The sequence below is a fragment of the Salibacterium sp. K-3 genome (assembly GCF_054052005.1).
In genome coordinates, this window is record NZ_JBSVZE010000001.1 from 2,279,320 (window position 1) to 2,306,136 (window position 26,817).

At 49.4% G+C, this 26,817-nt stretch carries 23 protein-coding genes, 1 other RNA gene and 1 other annotated feature; of the genes, 3 read left to right on the plus strand and 21 right to left on the minus strand.

The genetic code is table 11. From position 1 onward, the window contains the following. Positions 1-5: 5 nt before the first annotated feature. From murQ to ACW9JV_RS11515, 9 genes are all read right to left on the minus strand, one after another. A complete protein-coding gene (murQ, locus tag ACW9JV_RS11475) occupies positions 6-914 on the minus strand; it encodes an N-acetylmuramic acid 6-phosphate etherase (RefSeq protein WP_457334332.1) in 909 nt (302 codons plus the stop codon). Between the two features lie 17 nt (positions 915-931). Then, the gene (locus ACW9JV_RS11480) at positions 932-1,894 is read right to left on the minus strand and encodes an N-acetylglucosamine kinase (protein WP_457334334.1); all 963 of its coding nucleotides are present in this window, start codon (positions 1,892-1,894) and stop codon (positions 932-934) included. A gap of 131 nt (positions 1,895-2,025) precedes the next feature. Beyond that, complete coding sequence (locus ACW9JV_RS11485; RefSeq protein WP_457334336.1) at positions 2,026-2,214, minus strand: hypothetical protein; 189 nt, start codon at positions 2,212-2,214, stop codon at positions 2,026-2,028. 87 nt (positions 2,215-2,301) lie between these two features. Then, on the minus strand, positions 2,302-4,587 hold the full coding sequence (gene recD2 / locus ACW9JV_RS11490; RefSeq protein ID WP_457334338.1) for an SF1B family DNA helicase RecD2: 2,286 nt from the start codon (positions 4,585-4,587) through the stop codon (positions 2,302-2,304). A gap of 18 nt (positions 4,588-4,605) precedes the next feature. Further along, a complete protein-coding gene (locus ACW9JV_RS11495; protein ID WP_457334340.1) occupies positions 4,606-5,265 on the minus strand; it encodes a tetratricopeptide repeat protein in 660 nt (219 codons plus the stop codon). Positions 5,266-5,309: 44 nt separating this feature from the next. Then, on the minus strand, positions 5,310-6,431 hold the full coding sequence (mnmA, locus tag ACW9JV_RS11500; RefSeq protein WP_457334342.1) for a tRNA 2-thiouridine(34) synthase MnmA: 1,122 nt from the start codon (positions 6,429-6,431) through the stop codon (positions 5,310-5,312). Between the two features lie 16 nt (positions 6,432-6,447). Beyond that, on the minus strand, positions 6,448-7,596 hold the full coding sequence (locus tag ACW9JV_RS11505; protein ID WP_457334344.1) for a cysteine desulfurase family protein: 1,149 nt from the start codon (positions 7,594-7,596) through the stop codon (positions 6,448-6,450). A 25-nt stretch (positions 7,597-7,621) separates the two neighbouring features. Beyond that, positions 7,622-8,041 carry a cysteine metabolism transcriptional regulator CymR gene (gene cymR / locus ACW9JV_RS11510; RefSeq protein WP_457334346.1) on the minus strand — a complete coding sequence of 140 codons (420 nt, stop codon included), beginning with the start codon at positions 8,039-8,041 and terminating at the stop codon, positions 7,622-7,624. Beyond that, the gene (locus ACW9JV_RS11515) at positions 7,974-8,675 is read right to left on the minus strand and encodes a YczE/YyaS/YitT family protein (RefSeq protein ID WP_457334348.1); all 702 of its coding nucleotides are present in this window, start codon (positions 8,673-8,675) and stop codon (positions 7,974-7,976) included. The genes cymR and ACW9JV_RS11515 overlap by 68 nt, the downstream gene beginning before the upstream one ends. A 229-nt stretch (positions 8,676-8,904) precedes the next feature. On the opposite strand from ACW9JV_RS11515, the gene ACW9JV_RS11520 reads away from it, so the two are divergent. Beyond that, the gene (locus ACW9JV_RS11520; RefSeq protein WP_457334350.1) at positions 8,905-10,185 is read left to right on the plus strand and encodes a replication-associated recombination protein A; all 1,281 of its coding nucleotides are present in this window, start codon (positions 8,905-8,907) and stop codon (positions 10,183-10,185) included. A gap of 19 nt (positions 10,186-10,204) precedes the next feature. On the opposite strand, the gene ACW9JV_RS11525 is transcribed toward ACW9JV_RS11520, so the two are convergent. Continuing rightward, complete coding sequence (locus tag ACW9JV_RS11525) at positions 10,205-12,364, minus strand: ATP-binding protein (protein WP_457334352.1); 2,160 nt, start codon at positions 12,362-12,364, stop codon at positions 10,205-10,207. A gap of 128 nt (positions 12,365-12,492) precedes the next feature. On the opposite strand from ACW9JV_RS11525, the gene ACW9JV_RS11530 reads away from it, so the two are divergent. Continuing rightward, positions 12,493-13,071: an RsfA family transcriptional regulator gene (locus ACW9JV_RS11530; RefSeq protein WP_457334354.1), complete on the plus strand. Its 579-nt coding sequence runs from the start codon at positions 12,493-12,495 to the stop codon at positions 13,069-13,071. A gap of 128 nt (positions 13,072-13,199) precedes the next feature. On the opposite strand, the gene ssrS is transcribed toward ACW9JV_RS11530, so the two are convergent. After that, positions 13,200-13,383: non-coding RNA, 6S RNA (gene ssrS / locus ACW9JV_RS11535), on the minus strand. 189 nt (positions 13,384-13,572) lie between these two features. Here ssrS and ACW9JV_RS11540 point away from each other — a divergent pair. After that, positions 13,573-13,878: a hypothetical protein gene (locus tag ACW9JV_RS11540; RefSeq protein ID WP_457334355.1), complete on the plus strand. Its 306-nt coding sequence runs from the start codon at positions 13,573-13,575 to the stop codon at positions 13,876-13,878. A 6-nt stretch (positions 13,879-13,884) separates the two neighbouring features. Here ACW9JV_RS11540 and aspS read toward each other — a convergent pair whose 3' ends face one another. The 10 genes from aspS to secD all read right to left on the minus strand — a co-directional run bounded on the left by aspS (position 13,885) and on the right by secD (position 26,629). Next, a complete protein-coding gene (gene aspS, locus ACW9JV_RS11545) occupies positions 13,885-15,660 on the minus strand; it encodes an aspartate--tRNA ligase (protein WP_457334357.1) in 1,776 nt (591 codons plus the stop codon). Continuing rightward, a complete protein-coding gene (hisS, locus tag ACW9JV_RS11550) occupies positions 15,657-16,940 on the minus strand; it encodes a histidine--tRNA ligase (protein ID WP_457334359.1) in 1,284 nt (427 codons plus the stop codon). The genes aspS and hisS overlap by 4 nt, the downstream gene beginning before the upstream one ends. 59 nt (positions 16,941-16,999) lie before the next feature. Further along, positions 17,000-17,228 (minus strand) — a binding site (T-box leader). A 67-nt stretch (positions 17,229-17,295) separates the two neighbouring features. Continuing rightward, positions 17,296-17,739, minus strand: a complete 444-nt coding sequence (gene dtd, locus ACW9JV_RS11555; protein ID WP_457334361.1) for a D-aminoacyl-tRNA deacylase — start codon at positions 17,737-17,739, stop codon at positions 17,296-17,298. 26 nt (positions 17,740-17,765) lie between these two features. After that, the gene (locus ACW9JV_RS11560) at positions 17,766-19,946 is read right to left on the minus strand and encodes a RelA/SpoT family protein (protein WP_457334363.1); all 2,181 of its coding nucleotides are present in this window, start codon (positions 19,944-19,946) and stop codon (positions 17,766-17,768) included. Positions 19,947-20,115: 169 nt separating this feature from the next. Further along, positions 20,116-20,631, minus strand: coding sequence for an adenine phosphoribosyltransferase (locus tag ACW9JV_RS11565; RefSeq protein ID WP_457334365.1), 516 nt, complete (start codon positions 20,629-20,631; stop codon positions 20,116-20,118). Further along, positions 20,621-22,993, minus strand: coding sequence for a single-stranded-DNA-specific exonuclease RecJ (gene recJ, locus ACW9JV_RS11570; protein ID WP_457334367.1), 2,373 nt, complete (start codon positions 22,991-22,993; stop codon positions 20,621-20,623). Before recJ ends, ACW9JV_RS11565 begins: the two co-directional genes overlap by 11 nt. A gap of 79 nt (positions 22,994-23,072) precedes the next feature. Beyond that, complete coding sequence (locus ACW9JV_RS11575; protein WP_457334369.1) at positions 23,073-23,399, minus strand: LapA family protein; 327 nt, start codon at positions 23,397-23,399, stop codon at positions 23,073-23,075. 14 nt (positions 23,400-23,413) lie between these two features. Further along, positions 23,414-24,286: a cation diffusion facilitator family transporter gene (locus tag ACW9JV_RS11580; protein ID WP_457334737.1), complete on the minus strand. Its 873-nt coding sequence runs from the start codon at positions 24,284-24,286 to the stop codon at positions 23,414-23,416. Between the two features lie 98 nt (positions 24,287-24,384). Continuing rightward, the gene (gene secF / locus ACW9JV_RS11585) at positions 24,385-25,338 is read right to left on the minus strand and encodes a protein translocase subunit SecF (protein WP_457334371.1); all 954 of its coding nucleotides are present in this window, start codon (positions 25,336-25,338) and stop codon (positions 24,385-24,387) included. Then, positions 25,328-26,629 carry a protein translocase subunit SecD gene (secD, locus tag ACW9JV_RS11590; protein WP_457334374.1) on the minus strand — a complete coding sequence of 434 codons (1,302 nt, stop codon included), beginning with the start codon at positions 26,627-26,629 and terminating at the stop codon, positions 25,328-25,330. Before secD ends, secF begins: the two co-directional genes overlap by 11 nt. Positions 26,630-26,817 lie beyond the last annotated feature (188 nt).

Genomic DNA, 26,817 nt, shown 5'->3' on the forward strand with positions numbered 1-26,817 from the left:
TCCGATTAACGTACCTCCTGCAACGCTTTTCTGATATCACCTCCATGATGTTGTAAACGGGACACCGCCTCTTCTGCTTCACATTCTGCTAAAATCATCACTACTGCCGATTTTACTTCCTCCCCGCACGCGGACAACGCGGACTCGGCTTCTCTCATACCGGCGCCTGTTGCTTCCATCACAATCCGTCTTGCTCTATCTTTTAATTTATGATTGGAAGCATGAACATCGACCATCAAATTCTCATATACTTTCCCCCTCCGCACCATCACCATCGTCGATATCATGTTCAGCACCATTTTATGCGCTGTCGCCGCTTTCAAACGTGTGGATCCCGTCAGGACTTCTTCTCCCGTGACCACTTCCAGAGAGAGAGCGGCATGGCTGCTTATTTCTGGATTCGGATTGGACGAAAGCGCAACCGTATATGCACCAACTTCCCCCGCATATTTCAAGCCTCCGATAGGATAAGGCGTTCTCCCGCTTGCTGTAATGCCTATGACGACATCTGCTTTTGAAAGGCTAATGTTCTGTAAATCCTGTTTTCCTGTTTCTTCTTCATCTTCTGATATTTCCAGTGCATGAAACAACGCTTTTTCTCCACCTGCCATCAGACCAATTACCTGATCATGGGGAACCCGGAAGGTAGGTGGACACTCTGCAGCATCCAGAACTCCAATCCTGCCGCTCGTACCGGCCCCAAGATAAATCAGCCGGCCGCCTTCTGAAACCATTTTGTGGTAAATCACATCCACTGCTCCCGCGATTTTTGGAAGCTCCTTCTTCACCGCTTCCACAGTTCTACTGTCTTCCTCATTCATCAGCCGCAGAGCATCCAATGTGTCTGCATGGTCCAGCTCTTTTGTCCTTGGATTTCTTTTTTCGGTTATTAATTCTGATAAATTTGTATTCATCCCACTGATCCTTTCTGTCACGTAATATCCATGGCAAGCGCAGATGCTGTATTCAGTGCTCCTTCCACCGGTTCTTTTCCGGGTTCCCTGTCACATATCCGGAATGTTTTCCTGCAGAGGCCGGCTTCCACGCTTTCTCTTACAGCAGGGATGTGATTCAGCACCGATCCCTGCAATATAACGGGAACGGGTACAGGGAAAAAACGGCTCTTTTCATATACATTGATCAGCAGGTTTGATAAATGGCGGCCGGCTTCTTCCAGCACCGCCTCTGCCTCAAAGTCGCCTTCTTCAGCCAGTCTGGCCGTCATCCTTGTTAGATCAGCGATTTTCTTTCTGGGATCTTCCGACTGATACACCGCTGTTGTAAGCCGGGCCGGATCCTCTAGATTCCATTCGTTCAACACAGCTTCCAGCAGCTGACCAGCTTCATTTCTTCCATCATGAGTGGCAGCTGCCGTCTGCAGAGTTTTCCATCCGATCCACCAGCCGCTTCCTTCATCGCCAATCAGCCACCCCCATCCACCGCTTCTCCATTCCTTCTGCAACGAATCAATACCGTATGCGATGGACCCGGTCCCGGAAGCAAGCAGTATCCCGGGATGGGGAGGGTGGACATACGACCGCAGCGCAATGACAGCATCATTCTCTACTTTTATTTTACAATATTTTGAATATTCAAATGTTAAAAATGTTTCTTTCAGCTTTGCTTGATACTGAGTTTTTTCTTCGGTGGTACGGAGTCCTGCGATCCCGACAGCCACTACCGACAGTTCCCGTGGTGCGATGCCATTCACAAAAAGTGTACGATCCACCAGGTCCGCCACCGTCTGCAGCGAGACAGATAGTCCTGCTGTCTGCGGATTGCTTGAACCGGAGATACATTCCTGAAAATGGACACCGGAGTGCCCGGGGTTTTTGATCCGGCAGACTGTTTTTGATCCGCCGCCATCCACACCTGCTATAACACCCACCATCATCCCCCCAACCTTTTGTGTTACTTTTATTGTACGATAATGAAACAAAATGTCAATATTATAAATTATTTTTGTATTTATATTTCAATATGTGAATATAAAAATCACTCCTGCCCTTCATGGCAGAAGTGTTCTTATCCTTCTTCCAGGTACCACTGTTTTCCGAAAAGATCGTCGAGGCAGCATAGGGTGCCGTCTTCCTCTACTTGATAGAGGGTGTATTCGCCGTTTTCGACAGTCCATTCGACGAAACAGTCCCAGCAGTAATAATGATCCGCGCCAAGCTTTCCGGTTAATGTTGATTTGCAATATGGGCAGTGCATGGAATATATCGATCCTTTGCTTCATTTTATTCTTAAACAGTAACCATCCTGCCCAGTCCGGGGCTGCTCTATACATGGCTTTCCGCTTCATGTGTCTTCCCGGGACTGTTCCTGTTGTGTCAGCTTTTCTTTCAGCATTGTATAGCGTTCATCTTTACTGTCATTGTCAATCGCGAACTGCAGTGCACGCTGTTCGCCGGCGATAATCAAATAATCTCTGGCCCTTGTCACGGCGGTATAAAGCAGGTTGCGTTTCAACATCCGCCGGTAGGACATCAGAACAGGAGCAACGACAATCGGAAATTCACTTCCCTGTGATTTATGAATGGACGAGCAGTAGGCAAGCATAATCTGATTGAGATCCTGACGGGTGTAAGTGACTTCTTTTCCGTCAAAAGAAAGGACAATTTGCATCTGGTTGTCTTCGGTCTCTTTTGCTTCAAAAATGGCTTCCACCACTCCTCTGTCACCGTTATAAACCTGTTCTTCCGGGTTGTTGACAAGCTGGAGGATGACATCGCCTTTGGAGTAGACCGCCTCTCCGAACGTCACTTTCCTGTTTTTTTCATCAGGGGAATTGAACAGATGCTGCAGCCGGCGGTTCAATTCATGAACCCCTGCCGGTCCTTTGTACATGGGTGCGAGCACTTGCACATCCATCGGTGAATACCCTTTTTTTAACGCACCGGCACAGACCTGTTCAATCAGGTCGACGGCATTATCCCTGCCGCATGGGAAAAAACGCCGGTCATCATAAGCTGTTCCCAGGTCATCCGGAAGAACCCCCTGCTTGACAGCGTGGGCGAGTTCGATAATCGAAGAGCCTTCCGCCTGCCGGTAGACGACGGAAAGCGCGGTAACCGGCACCATACCGGACTCCATCAAATCGGTCAGCACCTGTCCGGGACCGACGGAGGGAAGCTGATCCTCATCGCCGACGAGAATGACCTGCATGTCTTCGGGAATCGATCGAAACAGCTGGTTCGCCAGCCACATATCAACCATCGACACTTCGTCGACGACAAGCAGCTTCCCTTCCAGCGGCTCATCCTCGTCTTTTTCAAATACATCTTCACCGCCTTCCCCGCTGTACCCCAGCAATTTATGAATCGTAAAAGCTTCCAGACCGGTCGACTCTTTCATCCGCTTCGCTGCTCTCCCGGTTGGCGCAGCGAGCAGGACCGGAAAAGGTTCATCCTTTTTATACTGCGAACGGTCAAGCGGAAATTCATGCAGTTTCGAAAACATCTGTACGATAGCCCGGATCACTGTCGTTTTTCCGGTTCCCGGTCCGCCCGTCAGTATCATGAGCCTGGAGTCCATTGCCCGTTGGATGGCTTCTTTCTGCTGATCGGCATATTCTATACCGAATTCTTCTTCCGTTTCACCGAGTGCTTTCAGAAAATCAGCTTCCGAGTACGAAATATCCGACTCTTCCAGGGCCGTCATATGTCTTACTTTCGTTACAAACCCTTTCTCGGCAAAATACAAAGACGGCAGATACAAACGCTGCTCTTCTTCGATCAGCTTTTCTTCCTCTATTAAATAAAGCAGGGGCTGACGCAGGATGGCGGCATCTGCCTGAAAATCACTGCCGCTCAAGAGATGCTGCGCTTCTTCGAGCAGCAGTTCCTGCGGTACGTACACGTGACCGTTCTGCATCGTTCTTTCATACACCACATAGAGGAGACCCGCTTTCAACCGTTCCGGATCATCCTCGCCGATTCCCATACTGCGGCCGAGCCTGTCCGCTTTCACAAAGCCGATGCCCTCCACATCCCAGACGAGTTTGTACGGTGTTTCCTGAATCACATCAAACGTCGTCTCCCGGTAAATGTGATAGATTTTAACGGCAAGGTCCATGCCGAACCCGTACCGGGTCAACATCGTCATCGCGCGCTCCATTCCCTGGTTTTCAAGCATCGCCTCATAGATGTTCTGACGCGTTTTTTCGTTCAGCCCTTTGATCTGCTTTAGTTTTTCTTTATCGTCCAGGATGATGGAAATCACGTTTTCCCCAAACGCATCGACCATTTTCTCCGCTGTTTTCTCTCCGATCCCGGGAAAGCGGTCACTTGCTAAATACTGGATAAAAGCATCCCGTTCCGTGGGCAGCTCTTTTTGGAAAGTCTGCACGTGATACTGCCGTCCGAACCGGGGATGTTCCTTGAACTGTCCTTCAAAACGATAACGTTCATCCGTTTCTATGACGGGAAAATGACCGACGGCTGTAATCTTTTTTTCGCGGCAGTCTTCAGAGGCTTCCTGTACTTTTACAAGCAGCACCGTATAGCCGTTATCTTCATTACGGAAAATGATATGTATGACCGTGCCGCTGATATAAGATTCTCCGGCCATGGGAACATTTGTCATGATAAACCACCCTCCGGCTTATTCTTCGAGCATCTTTTCCGCCTGTTCTCTGCCGTTCATGGCGAGCATATGATCCGGCTGCGCCTCGACGGCTTTGTCAAAGGAGGAAATGGCCGCCTGTATGTCGTTTTTCATTAACTGGGCCACCCCAAGATTGTAGTAAGCGTCGGCGTGCGTGTCATCTTCTTTTACCACCCGCTCCAGCTGTTCTGCTGCTTCATCCAGCTGCTCGGTCTGAGCCAGGCACATGCCGTAATAAAATCGGGCCTCCGTATCCGTTTCATCGCATTCCAGCGCAGTCTGAAAGCAGGCAAGCGCGTGAGGAATTTTTTCCGTCTGATAATAGGCAAGCCCCATCATGTAATGCAGACTGGCATCATCTAGACCAGCTGTATGGGCTTTTTGGTACATGTTTAATGCTTCACTGTATTCTTCGGCATTATAGGAGACATTGCCCGCTCCGTAATAGGCGGCGGCTGCTTCCGGATCTTTTGTTATCGCCTGCTCGTAAAAAGAGAGGGCCCGTTCCGGTTCTCCGGCTTCAGCTAAGATATTACCGAAGTTGATATAGGCCGTCGCGTCTTCCGGGTTGTTCTCGATTGCCTGATTCAGCAGTTCCAGCGCTTTTTCCAGCTCTCCTTTTGAAATTGCCTCAATCGCTTTTTCATTTTCATCCATGGTTTTCGCTCCTTTTTCCTGTAAAGTAAAAAGGGAAAACGCGGTTACGATCCCACGCTTTCCCCCGTTTTTACCGCTTCTTCAATTGTCGCGCCGCCAAGACATGTTTCTCCTTCATACAATACGACGGCCTGTCCCGGTGTGATGGCGCGCTGGGCTTCATGAAATGCCACGTACGCACTTCCATCAGCCTTCGGATATACGGTTACCTTCTGGTCTTCCTGACGGTACCGGAATTTCGCCGTACAGGTAAAGGGTTCTGTCCTTGGTGTATTATCAATCCAGTTGAATCCGGAAGCATGGAGCCCTTCGGAATACAGGCCGGAATGGTAATAGCCCTGACCGACAATCAGCTCATTGCGGGTAAGGTTTTTGTCCAGCACAAACCACGGTTCGCCGGCGCCGCCGATACCAAGTCCCTGGCGCTGACCGAGCGTGTAATACATCAGCCCTTCGTGGGTGCCTTTGACCGTTCCGTCTTCTGTCACCATCTGTCCCGGCTGCGCAGGGAGGTAGGACTTCAGAAATTCCTTGAAATTACGCTCGCCGATAAAACAGATGCCGGTGCTGTCTTTTTTATCTGCCGTATGGAGCTGCTTTTCGCGGGCGATATCGCGGACCTGCTGTTTATCCAGCTCTCCGAGAGGAAACATAACCCGTTCCAGCTGCTTCTGACTGAGCTGATTCAGAAAATACGTCTGATCCTTGTTCCGGTCCACACCCCGAAGCATCGAAACCGTTCCATCCTTTTCCGTGCGGATGCGGGCATAATGGCCCGTAGCCACATAATCGGCACCGAGTGTCAGAGCATGCTGCAGAAAAGCCTTGAATTTAATTTCCTTGTTACAGACAATGTCCGGATTCGGCGTCCGCCCCGCCTGATACTCATCAAGAAAATAAGTGAACACCGTATCCCAGTATTTCTTTTCAAAATTGACCGCGTAATACGCGATATCGAGTTGATTACAGACGGTGATCACGTCATCGTAATCTTCCGTCGCGGTACAGACACCGTTCTCGTCGGTGTCATCCCAGTTTTTCATGAAAACACCGATGACTTCATAGCCTTTATCCTTCAAGAGAGCGGCGGTCACTGAAGAATCCACCCCTCCCGACATGCCGACGACAACTCTGGTGTCTTCCGGACGTTTGCGGGTCCAAGTCAATGGTTTCACCTCCATGTTAAAAAATATCTATTGTCATACTGTTTGTGATGTCTTTAATGACAGCCGCCACATGTTCCATCTCTTCCATTGTGTTTACCATCCCGAAGCTGAACCGAACCGACGCCTGCGCCCGTTCGGAATCATGATACATCGCCTGCAGTACATGGGACGGTTCAACCGATCCAGCGGTGCAGGCAGAGCCGCTGGACGCTGAAATGCCTTCCATATCCAGCCTGACGAGAAAAGACTCCACTTCAATTCCGGGGAAATAAACATTAATGATATGAGGAAGGCGGTGATCTTCCGGCCCATTTATTTTAAACGATACCTCATGTTCCCGCAAACAGGCAAGGAAATGATCCCGGAGTGCGGCCGTATGGGCGCGGTGATGAGCCCTTTCTTTTACGACGGTCTCTGCGGCAGCAGCAAATCCGGCCGCGGCCGGTACATTTTCTGTGCCCGCTCTTCGTTTTCGTTCCTGTTCGCCTCCTGTCATTCCCGGAAGGAGGGCGGTTCCCTTTTTGACATATAAAAACGCTGCCCCTCTGGGACCGTTGATTTTATGCGAAGACGCGGTAAGCATGGTGACAGGTATCTCCCGTACATCCAACACCTCCAGCCCGTACGACTGGACCGCATCCGTATGCACGGCAATGCCCTCTTCGGCAGCAAATGCAGCAATACCGGCAATGGGCTGGAGCGTTCCGGTCTCATTATTGCCATGCATGATCGTGATCAGAATGGTTTCATCCGTCACCGCATCTTTTACCTGCTGCGCATCTACCCGGCCTTCTTCATCCACCGGCAGGTATGTCACCTGAAACCCTTCTTTTTCCAGTCTTTCACATGTGTGAAGAACCGCATGATGTTCCACCACAGATGTGATAATGTGGTTCCCCCTGTTTTGATGCGCATAGGCGAAGCCGGTTACGGCGAGATTATCGGCTTCCGTGCCGGTGCTTGTTAACACAATTTCTTCCGGCGCGGCGTGAATGGTTGCCGCGAGTGTCCGCCGCGCTTCATCCAGCTGTTTGCGAGCCTGTCTTCCGTGTGAATGAATGCTGGATGGATTGCCGTAATTGGAATTCAGCACGTTCATCATCGCTTCAGCCGCTTCCGGAGCAACAGGAGTGGCAGCCGCATGGTCTACATAAATCGCGGACATTGGTTACATCCTCCCGTCTCGTGATTTAAATATAAAACATATAGTATTCGTGATCGTCGTCCCCTTTAAACGATGCCAGATCATCCAGCGTCGTATTATCAAGAACGTCTTTAACTGCGTCCCTGATTTTGATCCACAGATCCCGTTTTGCAGGCTCTTCATCATCAAGGACTTCCACCGGGCTGATCGGTCCTTCCAGTACCCGGATAATATCTCCGGCAGTGATATCTGCGGCATCCTTTGTCAGCATATAACCGCCGTGGGCACCGCGCACGCTTTTTACCAGCATCGCATTCCGCAGCGGAGCTATCAACTGTTCAAGATAATGTTCCGAGAGCTGATGCTCTTTGGCAATCGATTTCAGGGATACCGGGCCCTCACCGTACCTTTTTGCCAGTGCCATCATAATCGTGAGACCGTAACGGCCTTTGGTTGATATTTTCATCTGTGCCACCTCTTTCTATCAGTCGGTTCACCATCGTTCTACACTGCGGCAGGGCAAAGCCCACCACCTGGCCGATTCCTATACAAAACAGAACGGTTCCAATAAAAACAGGTCCGCCGAGAGCCCATCCGATAAAAAGGACCAGAATTTCCATAATTCCGCGGACGCGTGATACTTTCCAGCCTGTTTTCTGCTGCAGCGCGAGCATTAAACTGTCCCTCGGGCCTGCTCCGCATCCGGGGGCAATATAGGTGCCTATCCCGTATCCAATGATAATAATACCGGCAAGGAGCATTATCACTCTTATCACAATGGCTTCCGGCGCCGGCAGTATAAAAAGAAACAGGTCGATAAACATCCCGACAAGAAACATATTTAAAATTCCACCCGCCTGGGGAAGCCGCCGTTCCAGTATCGAGGCGGATGCGATCACTACAATACCGACAATGATACTCCAGCTCCCGACTGTCAATCCGAACTGGTGCCGAAGACCGATATTCAGCACATCCCACGGCGCACTTCCAAGTTCGGCCCTGATCATAAGTGCAATGCCGAAAGACATAATAATGACTCCGGCTGTGAATACAAGCCATCTTGTGATGAAATGCTCATGTTTTGCAAACGTTCCTTCCATACCATCCCTGCTCTCCGATTAAGGGCAGCCACTGTCCTGTTTTCTGTTCATTTCGATATAATCCTTCGTCATTATAGCATGAATCGGGGGGGTTTTGCATAAGATGCTGTCTTATCTCTGCCTCTTCCCTGTTTCTCCTCTTCTTTTTGTGTTACAGTAGAACTGATGTTCTAACATAACGTAACACTTCCATCCGGGGTATGTCCCCATTTATGAAGGAGCGTTTATTATGAATAAACAGCAGCCGCTCGCCTACCGTATGCGTCCGCGGACGGCCGGTGAAGTCATCGGGCAGCAGCACATTCTCAGCGAAGGAAAGCTGCTGCAGCGCATGATTCAGACGAGAAAACTGACCTCCATGATTCTTTACGGACCTCCCGGCACCGGAAAAACATCCATTGCTTCGGCAGTGGCGGGCAGTACCGACACCCCGTTTAAAATGATGAATGCCGTCGAACATAACAAAAAAGATATGGAGATCGCGGTGGAAGAGGCAAAGATCTCCAATCAACTGATCGTCATTATGGATGAAGTCCACCGACTCGATAAAACGAAACAGGATTTCCTGCTGCCTCATCTGGAAAAAGGATTGATTATCATGATCGGTGCTACGACAGCCAACCCCTATCACGCTATCAATCCGGCCATCCGGAGCCGCTGCCAGATTTTTGAGCTGCACCGGCTGTCCATCGAAGAAGGGATGGAGGCATTGTATCAGGCTCTTGAGGACGACGAGAGGGGACTTGGAACGTACCCGGCTGAGCTGAAGAGCGATGCCGCCCGTCATCTCGCTGAAGCAGGCGGCGGAGATCTCCGGACGGCGCTCGGTGCGCTGGAGCTGGCAGTGCTCTCCACTCCACCGGTGGAAGACGGAACGATTACCATCGATCTGGCCACCGCCGAAGAGTGCATTCAGAAAAAAAGTTTCCAGCATGACAAAGACGGCGACGCCCATTATGATGTGTTGTCCGCTTTTCAGAAATCGATCCGCGGGAGCGATGTGAACGCAGCCCTTCATTACCTCGCACGGCTCGTTGAAGCCGGGGATCTGGTCAGTATCGGCAGGCGTCTCGTTGTGACCGCTTATGAAGATATCGGCTTGGCAAGTCCGCAGGCCGGCCCGAGAGCACTTGCGGCCGTAGAGGCAGCAGAACGGCTTGGATTTCCGGAAGCAAGAATACCGCTTGCCGATGTCGTCGTGGAGTTATGCCTTTCCCCGAAATCAAACAGTGCCTATACTGCCTTTGATCAGGCGCGGGAGGCTCTTTTGAAGCATGGAACACCGGAAATTCCCGTTCATCTGAAAGATGCCCACTACAAAGGAGCGGAAAACCTCGGGCGCGGCACCGCCTATCAATACCCGCACAACGATCCGAGAGGGTGGCTGCCCCAGCAGTATCTCCCGGATACACTGAAAAATGACAGATATTATGTACCCAAAGACACCAGTAAATTCGAACGATCATTAGCCGACATTTACTACAATATGGAAAACGGCAGAGGTACCTGAGCCGGTGCCTCTGCCATTTTTACTGCTCGGGGATCCAGATTTCAAATTCCGTCCCCTTTTCTTTTTCACTTTGTACATGGATCCTCCCGCCGGCTTCTTCAATAATCTGAAAGCAGGTCATTAAGCCGAGACCGGTGCCGTCCGACTTCGTTGTGTAAAACGGAGTTCCCAGTTTATCGAGCGTTTCGTCATCCATGCCGCAGCCATCATCTGCAATACGGACAAGCACGCCGTGTTGGTTTGTACCGGACCATTGTTTCGTTTCAATAACAATACGTCCGTCCTGCTCCACCGCTTCTACGGCATTTTTGATGAAGTTCATAAATACCTGTTTCAGTTTTTTCTCTTCTGCGTAAACCGTCCGCAGCGTATCCTGCAGCGCTGTTTCCAATGTGATATTTTTATGATCCGTCCGTCCCTGGAATAAAACGACCGTCTCGTGGATCATTTCGTTCAGGTCGACATACTCTTTCTGCTCTTTTTTCTCCGGCCTTGCAATGGTTAACAGATCTTCAACGATACTGTTCACCCGTTCTATTTCCGACATCATAATCTGATAATGATAGTTCTCTGATCCTCCTGTTTCGGATGTTTCGTTGAACAGCTGCATGAAACCCTGGATGGTTGTCAGCGGGTTTCTGATTTCATGCGCAAACCCGGCCGACAGTCTGCCGATTACTTTTAATTTTTCACTGCGGAGCAGTTCCTTTTCCATGTCTTTCTTCTCTGTAATGTCTTTAAACACAAGCAGAACATCTTCCACACCACCGTTCTTTTCAAGCGCCGGCAGCGGCGTATTACTCAGGAAAAAGGAATGTGTGCGTTCCTGAATGGTACAGTCAAACTCGTATATCAGCGAACGCTGGTCACTTCCACTGGATAACTGCACATGACGGATAAACGAAGCAAAATCCGGGCATATCTCTTTTACATCTTCAAGTGTCCGGCCCAGCACCTGTTCTTTGTCACACTGAAAAAGGTTTTCGCATGTCCGGTTAAACGTCGTAATCGTAAGGTCATGCCGGTTAATGGAAATAACCCCGTTGTCCGTCGTCTCCAGAATCAGTGTTGACTTGCGGTGTGCCTGCTCCCGCTCCTCCAGACGTTCGGTCATGTCGTTGAACGTCCTTGTTAGCTTATTGATTTCTTCATAAGCGTTCGATTGAAGCGGCAGCACCTTTTTCCCGCCGGCAAAATCACTGGTAGCCGATACCAGTTTTTCGACCGGTCTCACAATGTAGCGGGATAACTTGAACACGGCAGTTACGGTGATTAAAAGCGCTGCACTGAACAGGGCGAGATATTTCCAAAGAAGATTCCTCAGCGGAGCATATACTTCTTCCTCCGGAACAGAAATACCGACATACCAGTTATTACTGAACCCTTCCATCTGACCGACAGGGGCAATGGCGCTTACGCTTTCTTTCTGTTCGTTATGGATCAGACCGGGCCGGTTCCTGATTTCTTCCATCGATTCTATGTTTTTATTTGTTTCTTCGAGAAAATTCTTCTGCAGAATGTAATCCTGATTCGGGTGGGCGATATAGTCCCCCGATTGATTCAGAATAAAAGTATCCCCATTGGTGTTAACGTTTTTCTGCTGTTCCGAATATTCGTCAATGCGGTCCCATAAAAACGACCATAAATGTTCAAGGTCAAAGGACGGAGATATGACTCCGATAATCTCTCCGTCTTCATTTTCCACGGAGGAGGCCATCGCAAGGATGGGACTGTCCACCACCGGAGAAAGAAAAATGTCTGACAGAAAAAGGCCGCCTTCCCCCGCTTCCTGAAACCATTCCCTCTCTGAGACATTATTGCCTACCACTGTGCCGTCCGTATCTACGGTCACCCGTCCTTCCGGATTGACAAAGATAAGCCCGTAATACAGTTCATGGTTATGTATGAATTTCATAAATTCCTGCCGGATCTCTTCCTCTTCCGCCTCTTCATCCATCAGGACGGGATTATCCGAAAGCTGCTCCAGATCGGTAAGCCGTTCCCGGATAATATCCTCAATCGCAAGAGACAGGTTGTCCGTAAAAATAAACAGCGTCTGTTCAATACGGTCGGTCAGATCATTCTTCTGGGTCTGGTATGAAATAATGCCCGCTGCTGTCAGCGGAACACAGGTTATCACCAGAAATATCACTAATAGTTTAGATCGGAGGGTTTTCATTTTTATCACCTGCCTTGGTCTTCATCCTTTTTGGCGTCAAAACCTGTGAATCCTGTACGTATATATCTCTCTATTCCCGTCTACACTAGAAGCTGTCAATCTATGGATGAAAAAGGAGAGATGCATCCGTGAATGTAAGACAGGACGCCTGGTCCGACCGGGACGACCGATTTTTGGCTGATACCATTCTGCAGCATATCCGAAAAGGGAGCACGCAGCTGAATGCTTTTGATGAAGCCGGGGATGCGCTGGACAGAACATCGGCGGCCTGCGGTTTCCGATGGAACGCCATCGTACGGGCCAAGTATAAGGATGAAATTAAAACAGCGAAACGCGAACGTAAACAATATTTAAGACATTCGGCACGCACAGCTGTTTCGAACGTGAAGAACCGCACGGAACCATCTGAAGTGTCGTCTGTTGAATCTATTATTGAAGCCCTGGCTGAGCTGGAAAAACAGCTGGAATCTTCGTTAACGGAGACGACAGGCGAAACGATTACCCGCCTGGAGTCCCGGAACCGTGAACTGCAGGAGGAGATCGATAGAATAAACAGCGACTACCAAGCCGTCAAACAGGACTATGAGACGATTATAAGTATGATGAATCGGGCAAGGGAAATGGCTGTCACAGAAGAAACAGATCCGGTTCCCCACCTTTTTCGTATGGACAGAAACGGTAACCTCGAAAAAATGGTGGAGAGTTAAAGAACCACGCTGTTCATTATCTCATAGTCAGCGGAGGGAAAGAAGAAATTCCCCTAATTTTTTAATATATAAATATAAAACCCCAGAGGAGTTCATCCCCTGGGGCTGACTGATATTGATTACATGAGAAGAGTCCCGATGTGCCGTCAAACTGACTTAGTTTTGAAGCCTGCTCTCGGCAGGTGGGTGCCCTGTTCAATTGTGCAGACTTCCACTTAAAAGAGGCATGCCATTCCAATTGAAACGTCCGGGCTCCCAATGTAAAACTGTTGGCTCAAAACGATTAGTGTCCCACGTACACCTCAGGACTCTTCAAATTGATTGATTACATCATAGCATCTATCGATGAAGCGGTCAAGAATGCAGCCGGGATGTCTGCTGATTTCGGTGAAAAATAAGCGGATCTTACCAAATTTGCCCGAATATGGTTCATGCTGAACGGATCAGGGTATAGACTGTATTCAGGTTAAAACTTTTCAACGAAAGGACTAGCTGCTTTTTATGGAAAACGATCATGCTGCAACCAACTGGATTGCCAGACAGGAAGTCATCCACGTCGAGCAGACGATTGAATGGCTGGAGAAGAAACAGAAGGAATACAGCGGCTGGCTTTATCTGTTCGAAGACAGGCTGGAAAGCCGCTATCACCAATATCCGCTGCGGGAAGTGTTCGATATTTCCTTCCGCTGGGAGCCCGGCCGGATCGGTTTCCTGTATCTCCATACGACCAGCGGGGTGCGGACCTTTCAGATTAAAACCGATCCATCACCCTTCATTACCGCTTTTCAGCAGACCGATCACATTTAATACATACTACTCTTCGTCCCGGGGGACTATTTTCAGGTCCAATTCATCCAGCTGGCTGTCGCTTACTTCACCGGGAGCACCGGTTAATGGGCAGCTGGCACTGGCTGTTTTCGGGAAGGCGATGGTATCACGAAGATTGCTGCGTCCGGCCAGGATCATGATGAGTCGATCCAGTCCAAGTGCAATCCCTCCATGCGGCGGTGTACCGTAATCAAACGCATTCAGGAGAAATCCGAACTGTTCTTCTGCCTCTTCCCTGCTGAAACCGAGGGCGGTAAACATCTTTTCCTGAAGGTCCCGTTCGAATATCCGCTGAGATCCTCCTCCGAGTTCATATCCGTTCAGCACAAGGTCATACGCTTCCGCTCTCACCGCTTCCGGTTGATCATCCAGCTTATCAATATCCTCAGGTACCGGCCTTGTGAATGGATGGTGCATCGCTGTGTATTTGCCTGCATCCGCGTCATACTCCATTAACGGGAATTCCGTTACCCACAGGAAATGGAACGCATTCTCATCAATGAGACCGAGTTCTTTTCCAAACTTCAGTCGCAGCGCACCAAGCGCATCAAAGACAATCTGTTTCTGGTCTGCACCGAAGAACAGCAGATCGCCGGCTTCTGCATCGAGTGCTTCCCGAAGCTGAGCGGTTTCTTCATCTGTGAAGAATTTGGCGATCGGGCCTTTCAGCTGGTCTTCCTCCACTTTCAGCCACGCCAGCCCTTTTGCGCCGTAGATGGCGACGAATTCCTGGAGGTCATCGATTTCCTTTCGGGACATGGAATCAGCAACGCCTTTGACATTCAGGCCTTTAACGATGCCGCCGTTTTTCAACGCATCGGTAAATACTTTAAAGCCGCTGTCTTTCACAATATCGGAAAGCTCGACCAGTTCCATGCCGAAACGGGTATCCGGCTTATCAGATCCGAAACGGTTCATCGCTTCGTCATACGTCAGACGCTTAAACGGTGCTTTAATATCAACACCGTGAACGTCTTTCATTACCCGTTGCATCATGCGTTCCATCATTGGCAGAAAATCTTCGGTCTTCATGAAGGATGCTTCAATGTCCACCTGGGTGAATTCCGGCTGGCGGTCGGCACGAAGGTCCTCGTCCCGGAAACAGCGTACGATCTGATAATATTTCTCAAAACCAGAAACCATCAGAAGCTGTTTAAACAGCTGCGGCGACTGCGGCAGCGCATAGAATTCTCCATGATGCACCCGGCTCGGCACAAGATAGTCCCGCGCACCTTCCGGGGTACTCTTTGTCAGCATCGGGGTTTCCATTTCGAGAAAATCCTGCTCGTCCAGAAAATCGCGGATCAATTTCGTCGTCCGGTGACGCATTTTAAACGTTTCCCGCATTTCAGCACGGCGCAGGTCAAGGTAACGGTAGCGCAGCCGGACATCTTCTGACACATCGGTGTCATCTTCAATCTGGAACGGAAGCGGTTTGGCGTCGTTGAGAATGTGTACGTCCTCCACCTGAACTTCCACCGTTCCGGTTGGAATTTTGTCATTATATGTTTCTTCGTCCCGTTTTACAACGGTACCTTTCACATCCAGAACATATTCATTTCTGACTTTATCCATAGTTTTCAGAGCCTGCGGCGAAATTTCGGGATTCGCCACAATCTGTACAATGCCGCTGCGGTCACGCAGGTCGATAAATATAACCTGTCCGAGGTCGCGCCTTGTCTGGGCCCACCCTTTTAATTCCACTGTGGAGCCGATGGTGGATTCCGTAATGTCTGTGCAGTAATGTGTCCGTCCAATCATTCTTGTTCCTCCTTCAAGTGCTCTGACAGATAGGCGGGAAGTTCTTTGATCGCAACTTCTTCCTGTCCGCCGCTTTTCATATTTTTTACATTGATGCTGCCGGCTTTCCATTCTTCTTCGCCCAGTACTGCTGTGAACGTCGCCTGCAGCCTGTCGGCAGCTTTAAACTGCCCTTTCATTTTTTTGTTCATGTAGTCCTTGTCGGCAGTGATTCCTGCTCTCCGAAGCTCTGTCAAAAGAGCCGCTCCTTCTTTGTCCGGCTCTTCTCCCTGCGTCACGAGATAGCAGTCCAGGCCTTTCTGGACCGGAATGTCCACGTCCTGGGTATCCAGCGCCATCAAAAGGCGTTCCACACTCAAGGCAAAACCGATTCCGGGCGATTCCGGGCCGCCCAGTTCTTCCACAAGTCCGTTGTAGCGTCCTCCGCCCATCAGCGTGGAAATGGCGCCGAATCCTTCACCTTCAATCATGATTTCAAAGGCGGTATGGTTGTAGTAATCCAGGCCCCGGACAAGATTCGGGTCGACCTCATACGCGATATCCATTTTGTCCAGAAGTTCCTGGACCGTCTCAAAGTACCGCCTGGAATCGTCATTGAGATAATCCAGAATGGATGGAGCATCCTGCATGAGCGGATGATCCTTATCCTCTTTGCAGTCGAGGATGCGGAGCGGATTCTTTTCAAGCCGGCTTTGACAGTCACTGCAGAACTCTTGAATATGAGGCTTGAAATGACCAATCAGCGCACGCCGGTGAGCCTCTCTGCTTTCCTGGTCCCCGAGGCTGTTCAGGACAAGCTTCAGTCCGTGGAGCCCGGTTTCCCTGTAAAACTCCATCGCCAGCGCGATAACTTCCGCGTCGACAGCAGGATCGGCACTTCCGATGGCTTCGACTCCAAACTGGACAAACTGGCGCATCCTTCCCGACTGCGGGCGTTCATACCGGAACATCGGACCGGAATAGTACAGTTTGTCCGGCTGGTCCGGCAGACCGAACCGCTTGTTTTCGACATAGGAACGAACGACCGATGCGGTTCCTTCCGGCCGCAGCGTCAGACTACGGCCCCCGCGGTCTTCAAATGTGTACATTTCTTTCTGGACGATATCGGTCGTATCACCGACACCGCGCTGGAACAATTCCGTCTGTTCGAAAATCGGGGTCCGTATTTCCGAATAATTGAATCGGCGGCAGATATCATGCCAGACTGCCTCCGCGTACTGCCAGTGCTCTGAGCGCCCCGGCAGAATATCCTGCGTTCCTCTCGGTATACGTATATTCATATCTCCAGCTCCTTTCTCCGCCTGATTTTCTGCAATAAAAAACCCGTCTCCCGTAAAATACGAGGGACGAGTTATTCCCGTGGTGCCACCCTGGTTGAAACATGACAGACATGTTTCCGCTTCTTTACCGTTAACGCCTGGTTACGTCCGCCCCTACAAGCATCATGCGCCTTCGAAGCGGAGCCTCGAGAGTGTCTTTCAACAAGCTGGCATGGAACTGATCTCAGCTGCAGCAGTTCCTCTCTGCAATGCCCCGGTCCTGTTTACTTTCTCTGTCGCCGGCCGTTTGTCATCTGTATCGTCATACATAACTGATAATTATCATACGAATCTCCGGACGGATTGTCAAGCTGTTTTACGAAGGGGAATCAATAATGAAAGTGACCGGTCCATGGTTGGTGAGAGAAATGTTCATCTCCGCGCCGAACTGTCCGGTTTCCACTGCCGCCCCTTTTTCGGCGAGCCGTTCATTAAATCGGTGAAACAGGGATTCTGCTTCCTCCGGTGCAGCCGCCTGCATGAAATTCGGGCGCCTTCCTTTTCTGCATTCCCCGTAAAGGGTGAACTGGGGTACGGACAGAATGTTTCCGCCCTGGTCGAGCAGGGATTCGTTCATTTTTCCCGCGTCGTCTTCAAAGATGCGGAGATTCACAATCTTATCCGCCATCCATGTGATATCCTCTTCCGTATCGTCTCCGGTGAATCCGGCGAGAAGAACAATTCCGTGTTCAATGGAACCGGTAACGGCTCCATCCACTTCACAGCTTCCGCTGCTGCTCCGCTGTATGACTACACGCATGGCTTCTGTATCCTTTCCTGTCTTCGTTAATGGATTCTGCGGCGTACCGAATAAATGTCGGGCAGTTTTTTCACTTTTTCCACCACCCGGTGCAGATGATCGATATTGGCTATAGAGATGGTGACATCTATAACCGCTACTTTATTTTTATCGGAACGGCCGTTAACCGCTGTAATATTGGTTTTTGTTTCTGTTACCGCCTGAAGCACTTCATTTAAGAGACCGCGGCGGTCATATCCGGTAATCTCAATATCGACGCTGTAGTTTTTGCGTTTATCATTCGTGGCTTCCCATTCCACCGGCAGCAGACGGGACGTTTCTTCGACGTTTTGGACGTTCGGACAATCGGTACGGTGGACCGACACCCCGCGGCCTTTCGTGATGAAACCGATGATTTCATCACCGGGAACCGGGTTACAGCATTTGGAGAGCCGGATAAGCAGGTTGTCCACCCCTTTAACATTGACACCGGCGCTCGTTTTTTTCGATTCGGTCCGGGTGGTGACATCCTTCACCGCCTCGGCTACGGGCTTCTGTTCTTCTTCCCGTTCCTGCTGCTGGCGTATTTTATCCGTCAGCCTCGTTACGATCTGTTTCGGACTGACACCATTGTAGCCGACTGCCGCAAACATGTCCTCTTCACTGCTGAAACTGAATTTGTCGGCGGTCTCCTGTTTGTTTTCGTCGGTTAGTGCCTGCCTGGGGTCGTACCCCTGTGATTTCAGCTCTTTTTCCACCATGTCCCTGCCTTTGGACACGTTTTCTTCCCGGCGTTCCTTTTTGTAGAACTGCTTGATCTTGTTTTTGGCATGAGAGCTCTGGGTCAGCTTCAGCCAGTCCTGGCTCGGGCCGTAAGAATGTTTGGATGTCAACATTTCAACGATATCACCGGTGTTGAGCTGATAATCGAGCGGAACCATTTTTCCGTTCACTTTGGCGCCGATGGTACGGTTTCCGATCTCGGTATGAATCCGGTAGGCAAAATCAATTGGTATCGATCCCCGGGGAAGCTCGATCACATCCCCTTTCGGCGAAAACACAAATACCATATCCGAAAAAAGATCCATTTTCAGCGATTCCATGAAATCCTGGGCATCCGATGTTTCGTTCTGCCATTCTATAATTTCGCGGAACCAGGTCAGCTTGTCCTCAAGGGATGTGCCCGACGCCGGCTTCCCTTCTTTATAGGCCCAGTGGGCGGCAACCCCGAATTCAGCTACGCGATGCATATCCTCCGATCGGATCTGTACTTCCAGCGGCTCGCCTTTCGGACCGATAACGGTCGTGTGAAGAGACTGGTACATGTTGGCTTTCGGCATGGCAATATAATCCTTGAAACGGCCCGGCATCGGCTTCCAGCACGTATGAATGATACCGAGCACCGCGTAGCAGTCTTTAATGCTTTTCACGATAATCCGAACCGCCAGCAGGTCATAGATTTCATTAAACTGCTTTTTCTGTTTTACCATTTTACGGTAAATGCTGTAGATATGCTTCGGCCGGCCGTACAGTTCAGCCGCTTCTACATTCGTATTCTGCATGTTCACCCGGATTTCCTGTATCACTTCGTCTATATACTGTTCCCGTTCCGCCCGTTTCTGTTTCATCAGATTGACGATACGGTAATACTGCTGCGGGTCCAGATAACGCAGGGCCGTGTCTTCCAGTTCCCATTTGATGGTGGATATACCGAGCCGGTGGGCAAGAGGGGCGAATATTTCCAGTGTTTCATTTGAAATCCGCCGCTGCTTGTCCGGCGGAAGATGCTTTAACGTCCGCATATTGTGGAGGCGGTCGGCCAGCTTGATCAAAATAACACGTATATCCTTGGCCATGGCAACCACCATTTTCCGGTGATTCTCCGCCTGCTGTTCTTCCTTTGATTTATATTTTATTTTTTTCAGCTTGGTGACTCCATCCACCAGCATGGCAACTTCTTCATTAAACGCTTCTTCAATATCCTCCACAGTCACTTCCGTATCTTCCACGACGTCGTGCAGAAAAGCTCCAGCTAACGTATCGGGATCCATCTGAAGTTCGACCAGGATTCCAACTACCTGAATCGGATGCAGAATGTAAGGTTCCCCGGATTTTCGGTACTGATCTTTGTGAGCATTTTCGGCATATTTATAAGCACGTTCCAGAAAAGAAACGTCATCTTCCGACAAAAATTCCCTGGATTTTTCCAACACTTCATCGATGGTCATGAAATCACCCTGCAAGCCTTTCTAAAATCATTATTTCTTTATATTATCTTTAAATTTTTCATTTCTGTAAAGGATAAAGAAATGAGTCGAAAAACCAAGAAATCCAACGTACGCAGCGAACCTTCGGATAGTAAAAAGTGCTCCCGCAAAAGAGCACCTTCGTGGATGTCTATTCGAATGTAACGAGGGAAAAGATGTCATAGTCTTTCAGGTTTTCTCTGCCGTTCAAATAGGACAGTTCTATCATGAAAGCCATACCCGCTACTCTTCCTCCCAGTTCCTCCACGAGCTGGACCGTGGCATTGACCGTCCCCCCGGTTGCCAGAAGGTCATCGGTGATCAATACATTCTGTCCGGGCAGAATGGCGTCTTTATGAATGGAAAGGCTCGCCTCTCCGTATTCCAGTCCGTAATCTGCATCTACCGTTTCACGCGGCAGTTTTCCTTTTTTGCGTACCGGTACAAACGCTTTTTCGAGAGAATATGCGATCGGACAGCCTACGACAAAGCCTCTGGCTTCCGGTCCCACAACAACATCAATATTCCGGTCGGCAGCAAAGGCGGTCATTTCATCCACCGCCTGCTTATACACCGGTCCGTTCTGCATCAATGTTGTAATATCCTTGAAGCGTATCCCTTCTTTTGGATAATCTTCAATAATCGTAATATAGTCTTTAAAGTCCATGGCCTACCTTCTCCTTACTGTGGTTATTACCGCCGGCTGCCTGGATAAACGGCGCTATTTTCTCTTTCAGTTCCTTGTATGTAGAATACAGGAATATCTGTTCCGCTTCTCTTTGATTCTTGTGTTTTTGATAGGACTCCGAATCATACAGATCCCGTTTGGCGGGAGCATCGTTTACCTTTATCATACCGTTATCCATTGTAACAAAATCAAGCTCAAAAAACACGCGGCTCATAAAGGACACGGTACTGTATTTCCATCCTTTTCTACGTGCAAGTTCCTCTCCGTGCTTTTCCAGGTTGAAGGATTGTCTTTTTTTCAGAAACGCATAAAACCATTTGAAATCTTCTCTTGCAGGGTCAGCCTGAAAGTAAAGGGGTTCTTTCTCGCAGAAAAAAGCATATATGTTTTCAACGTCATGGATCTGTGAGAGTACATCTTCCACCTGCCGCGCGTGTTCCGGCATATCGGCGAAAACAAGGTTTGCCGCCCGGTGCTCTGAGCAAAGAGCTTCCTGATAGGAGAGAATGGTTTTATCCGTGCATATCGACTGGAAATGGTGGGTATTCTTTTCCTGAAAGACGATCACTGTCGTGGCTGCATCGGGAATCTGGCGCAGGGATGTTTCCGTATTGTGCTGCTGTCTTTTATCAAACAGCTGCCACTCATCCACCGCCATATCTTTTACCATCAGCTGCGGCTTCCGGTATCCGTTCCATTCATTGATGGAGAGCTCCCCTGCCGCACGGACGCGTGCGTATTCTGTCATGTAGTCATCCAGTGCGCCGAGATGGAAACCGACTCCGTCGATACGTTTTCCACTTTGTTCCATTTCAATTTTTAAGTGATTTTTTTCACTGCCTATTTTTCGTTTTGCTGCCAGTACGGCATTTCGAAGCATGAATACAGGTTTGGGATTGCCGACACCGAAAGGCCCCAATTTCTGCAGTTCTTCCAGAGCCGCTGTTGTGACGTTCTCTATCGGCACTTCCATATCCACTGTTGTAGTAGGGATGAAATCCTCTTCCTGAAGCGACGCAGCGGCCTGCTTTTCCAGACGCTCCCTTAATTCGGGAATGTCGTTTTCATCCATCGTCAATCCAGCTGCCATCGTGTGGCCGCCGAAATGCGGAAGAAGATCCCTGTTACGGGATAGTTCACGGAACATATCGAACCCTTCAATGCTCCGCGCGGATCCTTTCGCTTCGCCGGTCTCTTCATCAATGCCGAGAACAACCACCGGTCTGTAAAAACGTTCCGTCAGTCTTGAGGCGACAATTCCAATCACTCCGGGGCTCCATCCCTTACGTGCGATAACGATCACACAGTTTTCCGACGGCGGAAAGCTGTTTTCCACCTCTTCCACCGCCTCCTTGGTCATCTGATTTACGATTTTCTGGCGTTCTTTGTTCAGTCCGTCTATGACATTCGCCCATTCCTCCGCTTCTTCCCGGCTTCCTGAAGCAAGCAGGTGAACAGCAGGATCGGCCGCTTCCATTCTTCCTGCCGCATTGATACGGGGACCGATCGCAAATCCGACATGATCTTCCTCCATTGGGCCATCGTCGATCCCGCATATCTGTTTCAACGCCTGAATTCCTGGTTTTTCTGATACGGCCAGTGCTTTCAGACCCCTGGAAACGAGTATTCTGTTCTCGTCCAGAAGCGGAACGAGATCACTGATGGTTCCGATTGTAAATATATCAAGAAGATGTGAAGGAAAATAACCGAGTGCTGCTTCTGCTGTTTTCAGCGCTACACCAGCGCCGGCGAGTTCCTTAAACGGATACGGGCAGCCTGGTTTTTTTGGATTTAGGATGCAATAGGCATCCGGCAGTTCCGGAGGCGGTTCGTGATGGTCGGTAACAATCACGTCGAGCCCCATCTCTTTCGCTGCTTTCAGTTCCGGGACAGCGGATATTCCGGTATCAACCGTAACAACAAGCGAAGCTCCTTCCTCCGCCGCCTGCTCCAGCGCCGGTATATTCGGACCATACCCTTCGGTGAAACGGTTTGGTATGTACCAGCCGAAATCTGCTTTTAGTTCTTTCAGCACATGGATCATAATCATCGTACTGGAGACGCCGTCTGCATCATAGTCTCCGAAAATAAGTATCTTTTCATTATCATTTACTGCCTGTTGAATCCGGTCCACTGCTTCCTGCATACCGTCCATTAAAAACGGATCATGCACGCCTTCCATCGATTTTTTTATAAAAAGGGAAGCGTCTTCTACTGTCTCGTATCCTCTTTTCGACAACAGCGCTGCTGTCATAGAAGACAGGTTCAGTTCTTTTTCGAGCATATCTTTTCCGGAAAAGGAGGAATCCTCCACGATCCAGCGTGTTTTCGGTCTTAACATGAAAAAACCACCCCTGACCCACTCATTATACTAAAGCAGGTCAGGGGTTACAATTGGTAGTGGTGGATTCTGATAATGGTTATTCGGCAGACGATGACTTTGATTTTTTCCCTTCTGCCGATCCGGCTTCTGCTGATGCGGTCGAGGAAGTCTCTTTCTCGTTTTTTCTGTCCCTTCCCTGTTTCAGCTGTTTTATTTCCTGCTGCAGGCGGTACACTTTAATAATTCCCAATGATCCTGTAATGACCGCCCCCATCAGTACTGAGCCGAGAATAATCAGTATCAAAGGCCATTCCGCCGTGCCGAACATATAGTTGACTTCTACACCGTCGACGTTCATAACGGCAAAGACAGCGATCACAAGCGCCGCAGCCGCTCCAAGTATTAATGCCGATTGTCCTTTCATCTGCACCATCCTTTTCAGATGTTTTCTTCATACGGGTTAATATGCACGAACACATCTTTTACTTTCGGTTCTTCAAGCAGTTGTTCCTTGACATTTTTGCCGATATCATGCCCTTCCTGTACCGTGATAAACGGATCAACAGCGATTTTGATATCAATGATGACGTAATGTCCATGTTCTCTTGCCAGAAATTCGTCAATATGAAGAACTCCGTCCACTCTGCTCACTTTTTCCCGCATCACGGTCGTATCTTCAGCATGAAGAACATGATCAAGGGCATTGTGAATCGATGTTTTCCCCAGTGTCCAGGCCATTTTCATGATTAAGAGGGATACAAACAGGCCGGCTGCCAGGTCGCCGTAAAGCATCCAGCCGATCTCCAGATGAGCTCCGGCGATGGAAGCTCCCACCCCGGCAAGCGCCGCGATAGAGGAAAAAACATCGGAGCGGTGGTGCCAGGCGTCGGTAATAAGTGCATCACTGTTATACTTATTACCCAGGAAATGTTTATATCGAAACATTCCTTCCTTCACAACAATGGAAAACAGGATTGCATAGAGCGCTGCCGTACGCGGGACTGCAACCGGTTCCCCGATATCCTGCAGCGCATTAAGACCGATTTCAAACCCAACGATAAAAAGAAGGACAGCGACAATAATGGCTGTTACGGTCTCTGCTTTACCATGTCCATATGGATGATCCCGGTCGGGCGGCAGCGCAGCAGCCCGCACCCCTATTAACACCGCTGCCGATCCCACCACGTCAGAAGCGGAATGAACGGCATCTGCGATGAGTGCCCGGCTGTCCGTAAGAATTCCCATAATTCCCTTAAATACAGCCAGAAACACATTGCCGGCAATGCCGACGACGGCACCGAAACGCACCATTCTGTATCGTTTATCTTCTTTCACCGGACTGAACCCCCGTTTCCAAATCACTGTACATGTAGTATAACAATGAAAAAGTCATGGTAATATACCATGACTCATACTTCCGGCTCCAGATCTTCCGGATCTTTTTCTTCCTGCGGTTTATTCCATCCCCGCTGAATACTCTTCCATTTCCACGAGAGCCATAATTGGGATGCGAGGAAGAGGGAAGAATATGTTCCTGCTACCAGGCCGATCAACAGGGCAAACGAGAATGAACGGATGGCCTCGCCGCCGAGGAAAAAGATCGCAGCTGCTGCAATGACGACCGTCAGCACTGTATTGATGGAACGTACCAGCGTCTGGTTCAGGCTGAGATCCACCACTCTGGCAAGATCATCAAAGGAGGTTATTTCCTCCTCGTAGCTCATGTTTTCCCGAATTCGGTCAAATGTTACGATCGTATCGTTGATGGAGTACCCCACAATCGTCAATACCGCCGCAATAAACGGCACATTCACCTCAAACTGGACGATCGAGAATACAACGATGATAAAGAACGCATCATGCATCAGGGCCGCAATGGAAGCGAGGCCATACCAGAACTCAAATCGTATCGTCACATACAAAATGATGCCGACAGACGCAATCAGAACTGAAATGAGCGCATTCTGGGCAAGTTCCTGGCCAATCTGCGGAGAAACGGTGCTCACCGTTGGCTCCTGACCGAATTCTTCCCCAAAATACGTCTGGATCTCTGCAATTTCATCCTGGGAGAGCGTCCCTATGAAACTGGCATAGGCCATTTCGTTATTATCTCCGGCCAGCGTGATCTCATCGGGATTATATCCGTCACCGATAGCGGCGAATTCTTCCTGAACCTGATCTTCAGTCAACGTATCATTGGCGAGCACTTCCACTTTCGAACCGCTCTGAAAATCAATGCCCAGATTGAGACCCGCGGTAAAGAGAAGAATGATGCCTAACACAAAAAATGCCGCCGAAAACGTAAAAAACTTTTTTCTATGCTTTACAAATGGAATGAAACGCTTATTTTCACTAGGACTCATGGATTTCATTCTCCTTTACACCGAACACCCGCGGTTTTTTATTGAAGATTCTGCTCTGGACCCACAGCCCGAGAAGCAGCCGTGATCCGGATACCGCCGTCAGAAAACTGGTCAGTATGCTTACAATAAGCATGACCGCAAAGCCCTGCACCGAACTTGTTCCGTAATAAAAGAGCACACCGGCAGCTAGAATCGTCGTGATGTTGGCATCGAGTATCGTGGACAATGAACGCCTGCTTCCCGCTTTAAAAGCGGATAAAATCGTTTTGCCGGACTTGATTTCTTCTTTGACCCGTTCATAGGTGATGATATTGGCGTCCACCGCCATCCCGACACCGAGAATCAATGCCGCAATACCCGGCAGTGTCAGAACTCCCTGCATCCAGTTGAAGATGAGCAGTACAATGTAAATGTAAGCAGACAGTGTAATGGCTGCGATCACACCCATGAACCGGTAATAGGCGATCATGTAGGCAAGGATAAGTCCGATACCGATAAATCCGGCAAAAATGGTATTGTCCATCGCTTTTTCACCAAGGGAGGCGCTGACGGCGTTGGAATAAATCTCTTCCATCTCCACCGGCAGCGAACCGGAATTCAGGACTTCCGCGAGAAATTCCGCTTCCTGGAGCTCAAAATCGCCTTCAATCTGAATGTTCTGGTTATACAATGGTTCATTCACAACCGGTGCCGATAAATATTTCGGATCTTCTTTCTGGACTTCCTCGCTGAAAGAATCACCTTTTTCATAATCCAGCCAGATGACAAGCCGGTTGTTCGGCTGATTATACTCATTAATAATGTTTTCTGTTACCTGTCCAAATTCATCCGGGTCTTTCAACTCAAGCGTCACAATAGGTTCATTCGTCTGAGAAAAGCCGACACTTGCTCCGTTTTCTTCGAGAGCATTGCCGGTCAGTCTTACATTGTCATCCACATCACGGAAGCTTAGCTCCGCCTGCGTGGATAATAGTTCCCTGGCTTCCTGCTGATCATCCACACCGGCGAGCTGAACCCTGATCCGGTTTTCTCCTTCAATCGTTATGTTCGGCTGCGACACTCCCAGTACATTTACCCGCTGATTCAGTGCGCTGACAGTAGCCTGCAGAGTTTCATCTGTCACCTCTTCTCCTTCTTCAGCCGGGGAAACTTCATACAATATTTCGAAGCCACCCTGTAAATCAAGGCCAAGGTTGATACCTTTGGCGGTACCCATGACGGTCTGCGAAATAACGCCGGCCAGCCCCAGGATAATCACAAAAAACGTGACAATTCTCCACTTTTTTACCATGAACGTTCCATCCTCCTTCAGCCTGCTCCCTGAGGAGATGCGCGAGACGGCTCTCCATTTTCCATGCTGTTCCTGCAACCCGGCGCTCGAGGAAAAAGAGCAGCGCCCGCAGGGTTCTTTTACAGCATCCGGGCGCTGCCAGGGAACTCAACTGATTATGTACAAATTTACCATTACTCGTCAGCAAC

What these genes read in the sequence shown, in the direction of transcription:
- murQ (WP_457334332.1), bottom strand. Translation starts at nt 914, where the DNA reads ATGAATACAAATTTATCAGAATTAATAACCGAAAAAAGAAATCCAAGG.
- ACW9JV_RS11480 (WP_457334334.1), bottom strand. Translation starts at nt 1,894, where the DNA reads ATGATGGTGGGTGTTATAGCAGGTGTGGATGGCGGCGGATCAAAAACA.
- ACW9JV_RS11485 (WP_457334336.1), bottom strand. Translation starts at nt 2,214, where the DNA reads ATGCACTGCCCATATTGCAAATCAACATTAACCGGAAAGCTTGGCGCG.
- recD2 (WP_457334338.1), bottom strand. Translation starts at nt 4,587, where the DNA reads ATGACAAATGTTCCCATGGCCGGAGAATCTTATATCAGCGGCACGGTC.
- ACW9JV_RS11495 (WP_457334340.1), bottom strand. Translation starts at nt 5,265, where the DNA reads ATGGATGAAAATGAAAAAGCGATTGAGGCAATTTCAAAAGGAGAGCTG.
- ACW9JV_RS11505 (WP_457334344.1), bottom strand. Translation starts at nt 7,596, where the DNA reads ATGTCCGCGATTTATGTAGACCATGCGGCTGCCACTCCTGTTGCTCCG.
- cymR (WP_457334346.1), bottom strand. Translation starts at nt 8,041, where the DNA reads ATGAAAATATCAACCAAAGGCCGTTACGGTCTCACGATTATGATGGCA.
- ACW9JV_RS11515 (WP_457334348.1), bottom strand. Translation starts at nt 8,675, where the DNA reads ATGGAAGGAACGTTTGCAAAACATGAGCATTTCATCACAAGATGGCTT.
- ACW9JV_RS11520 (WP_457334350.1), top strand. Translation starts at nt 8,905, where the DNA reads ATGAATAAACAGCAGCCGCTCGCCTACCGTATGCGTCCGCGGACGGCC.
- ACW9JV_RS11525 (WP_457334352.1), bottom strand. Translation starts at nt 12,364, where the DNA reads ATGAAAACCCTCCGATCTAAACTATTAGTGATATTTCTGGTGATAACC.
- ACW9JV_RS11540 (WP_457334355.1), top strand. Translation starts at nt 13,573, where the DNA reads ATGGAAAACGATCATGCTGCAACCAACTGGATTGCCAGACAGGAAGTC.
- aspS (WP_457334357.1), bottom strand. Translation starts at nt 15,660, where the DNA reads ATGATTGGACGGACACATTACTGCACAGACATTACGGAATCCACCATC.
- hisS (WP_457334359.1), bottom strand. Translation starts at nt 16,940, where the DNA reads ATGAATATACGTATACCGAGAGGAACGCAGGATATTCTGCCGGGGCGC.
- dtd (WP_457334361.1), bottom strand. Translation starts at nt 17,739, where the DNA reads ATGCGTGTAGTCATACAGCGGAGCAGCAGCGGAAGCTGTGAAGTGGAT.
- ACW9JV_RS11560 (WP_457334363.1), bottom strand. Translation starts at nt 19,946, where the DNA reads ATGACCATCGATGAAGTGTTGGAAAAATCCAGGGAATTTTTGTCGGAA.
- ACW9JV_RS11565 (WP_457334365.1), bottom strand. Translation starts at nt 20,631, where the DNA reads ATGGACTTTAAAGACTATATTACGATTATTGAAGATTATCCAAAAGAA.
- recJ (WP_457334367.1), bottom strand. Translation starts at nt 22,993, where the DNA reads ATGTTAAGACCGAAAACACGCTGGATCGTGGAGGATTCCTCCTTTTCC.
- ACW9JV_RS11575 (WP_457334369.1), bottom strand. Translation starts at nt 23,399, where the DNA reads ATGAAAGGACAATCGGCATTAATACTTGGAGCGGCTGCGGCGCTTGTG.
- ACW9JV_RS11580 (WP_457334737.1), bottom strand. Translation starts at nt 24,286, where the DNA reads ATGGTGCGTTTCGGTGCCGTCGTCGGCATTGCCGGCAATGTGTTTCTG.
- secF (WP_457334371.1), bottom strand. Translation starts at nt 25,338, where the DNA reads ATGAGTCCTAGTGAAAATAAGCGTTTCATTCCATTTGTAAAGCATAGA.
- secD (WP_457334374.1), bottom strand. Translation starts at nt 26,629, where the DNA reads ATGGTAAAAAAGTGGAGAATTGTCACGTTTTTTGTGATTATCCTGGGG.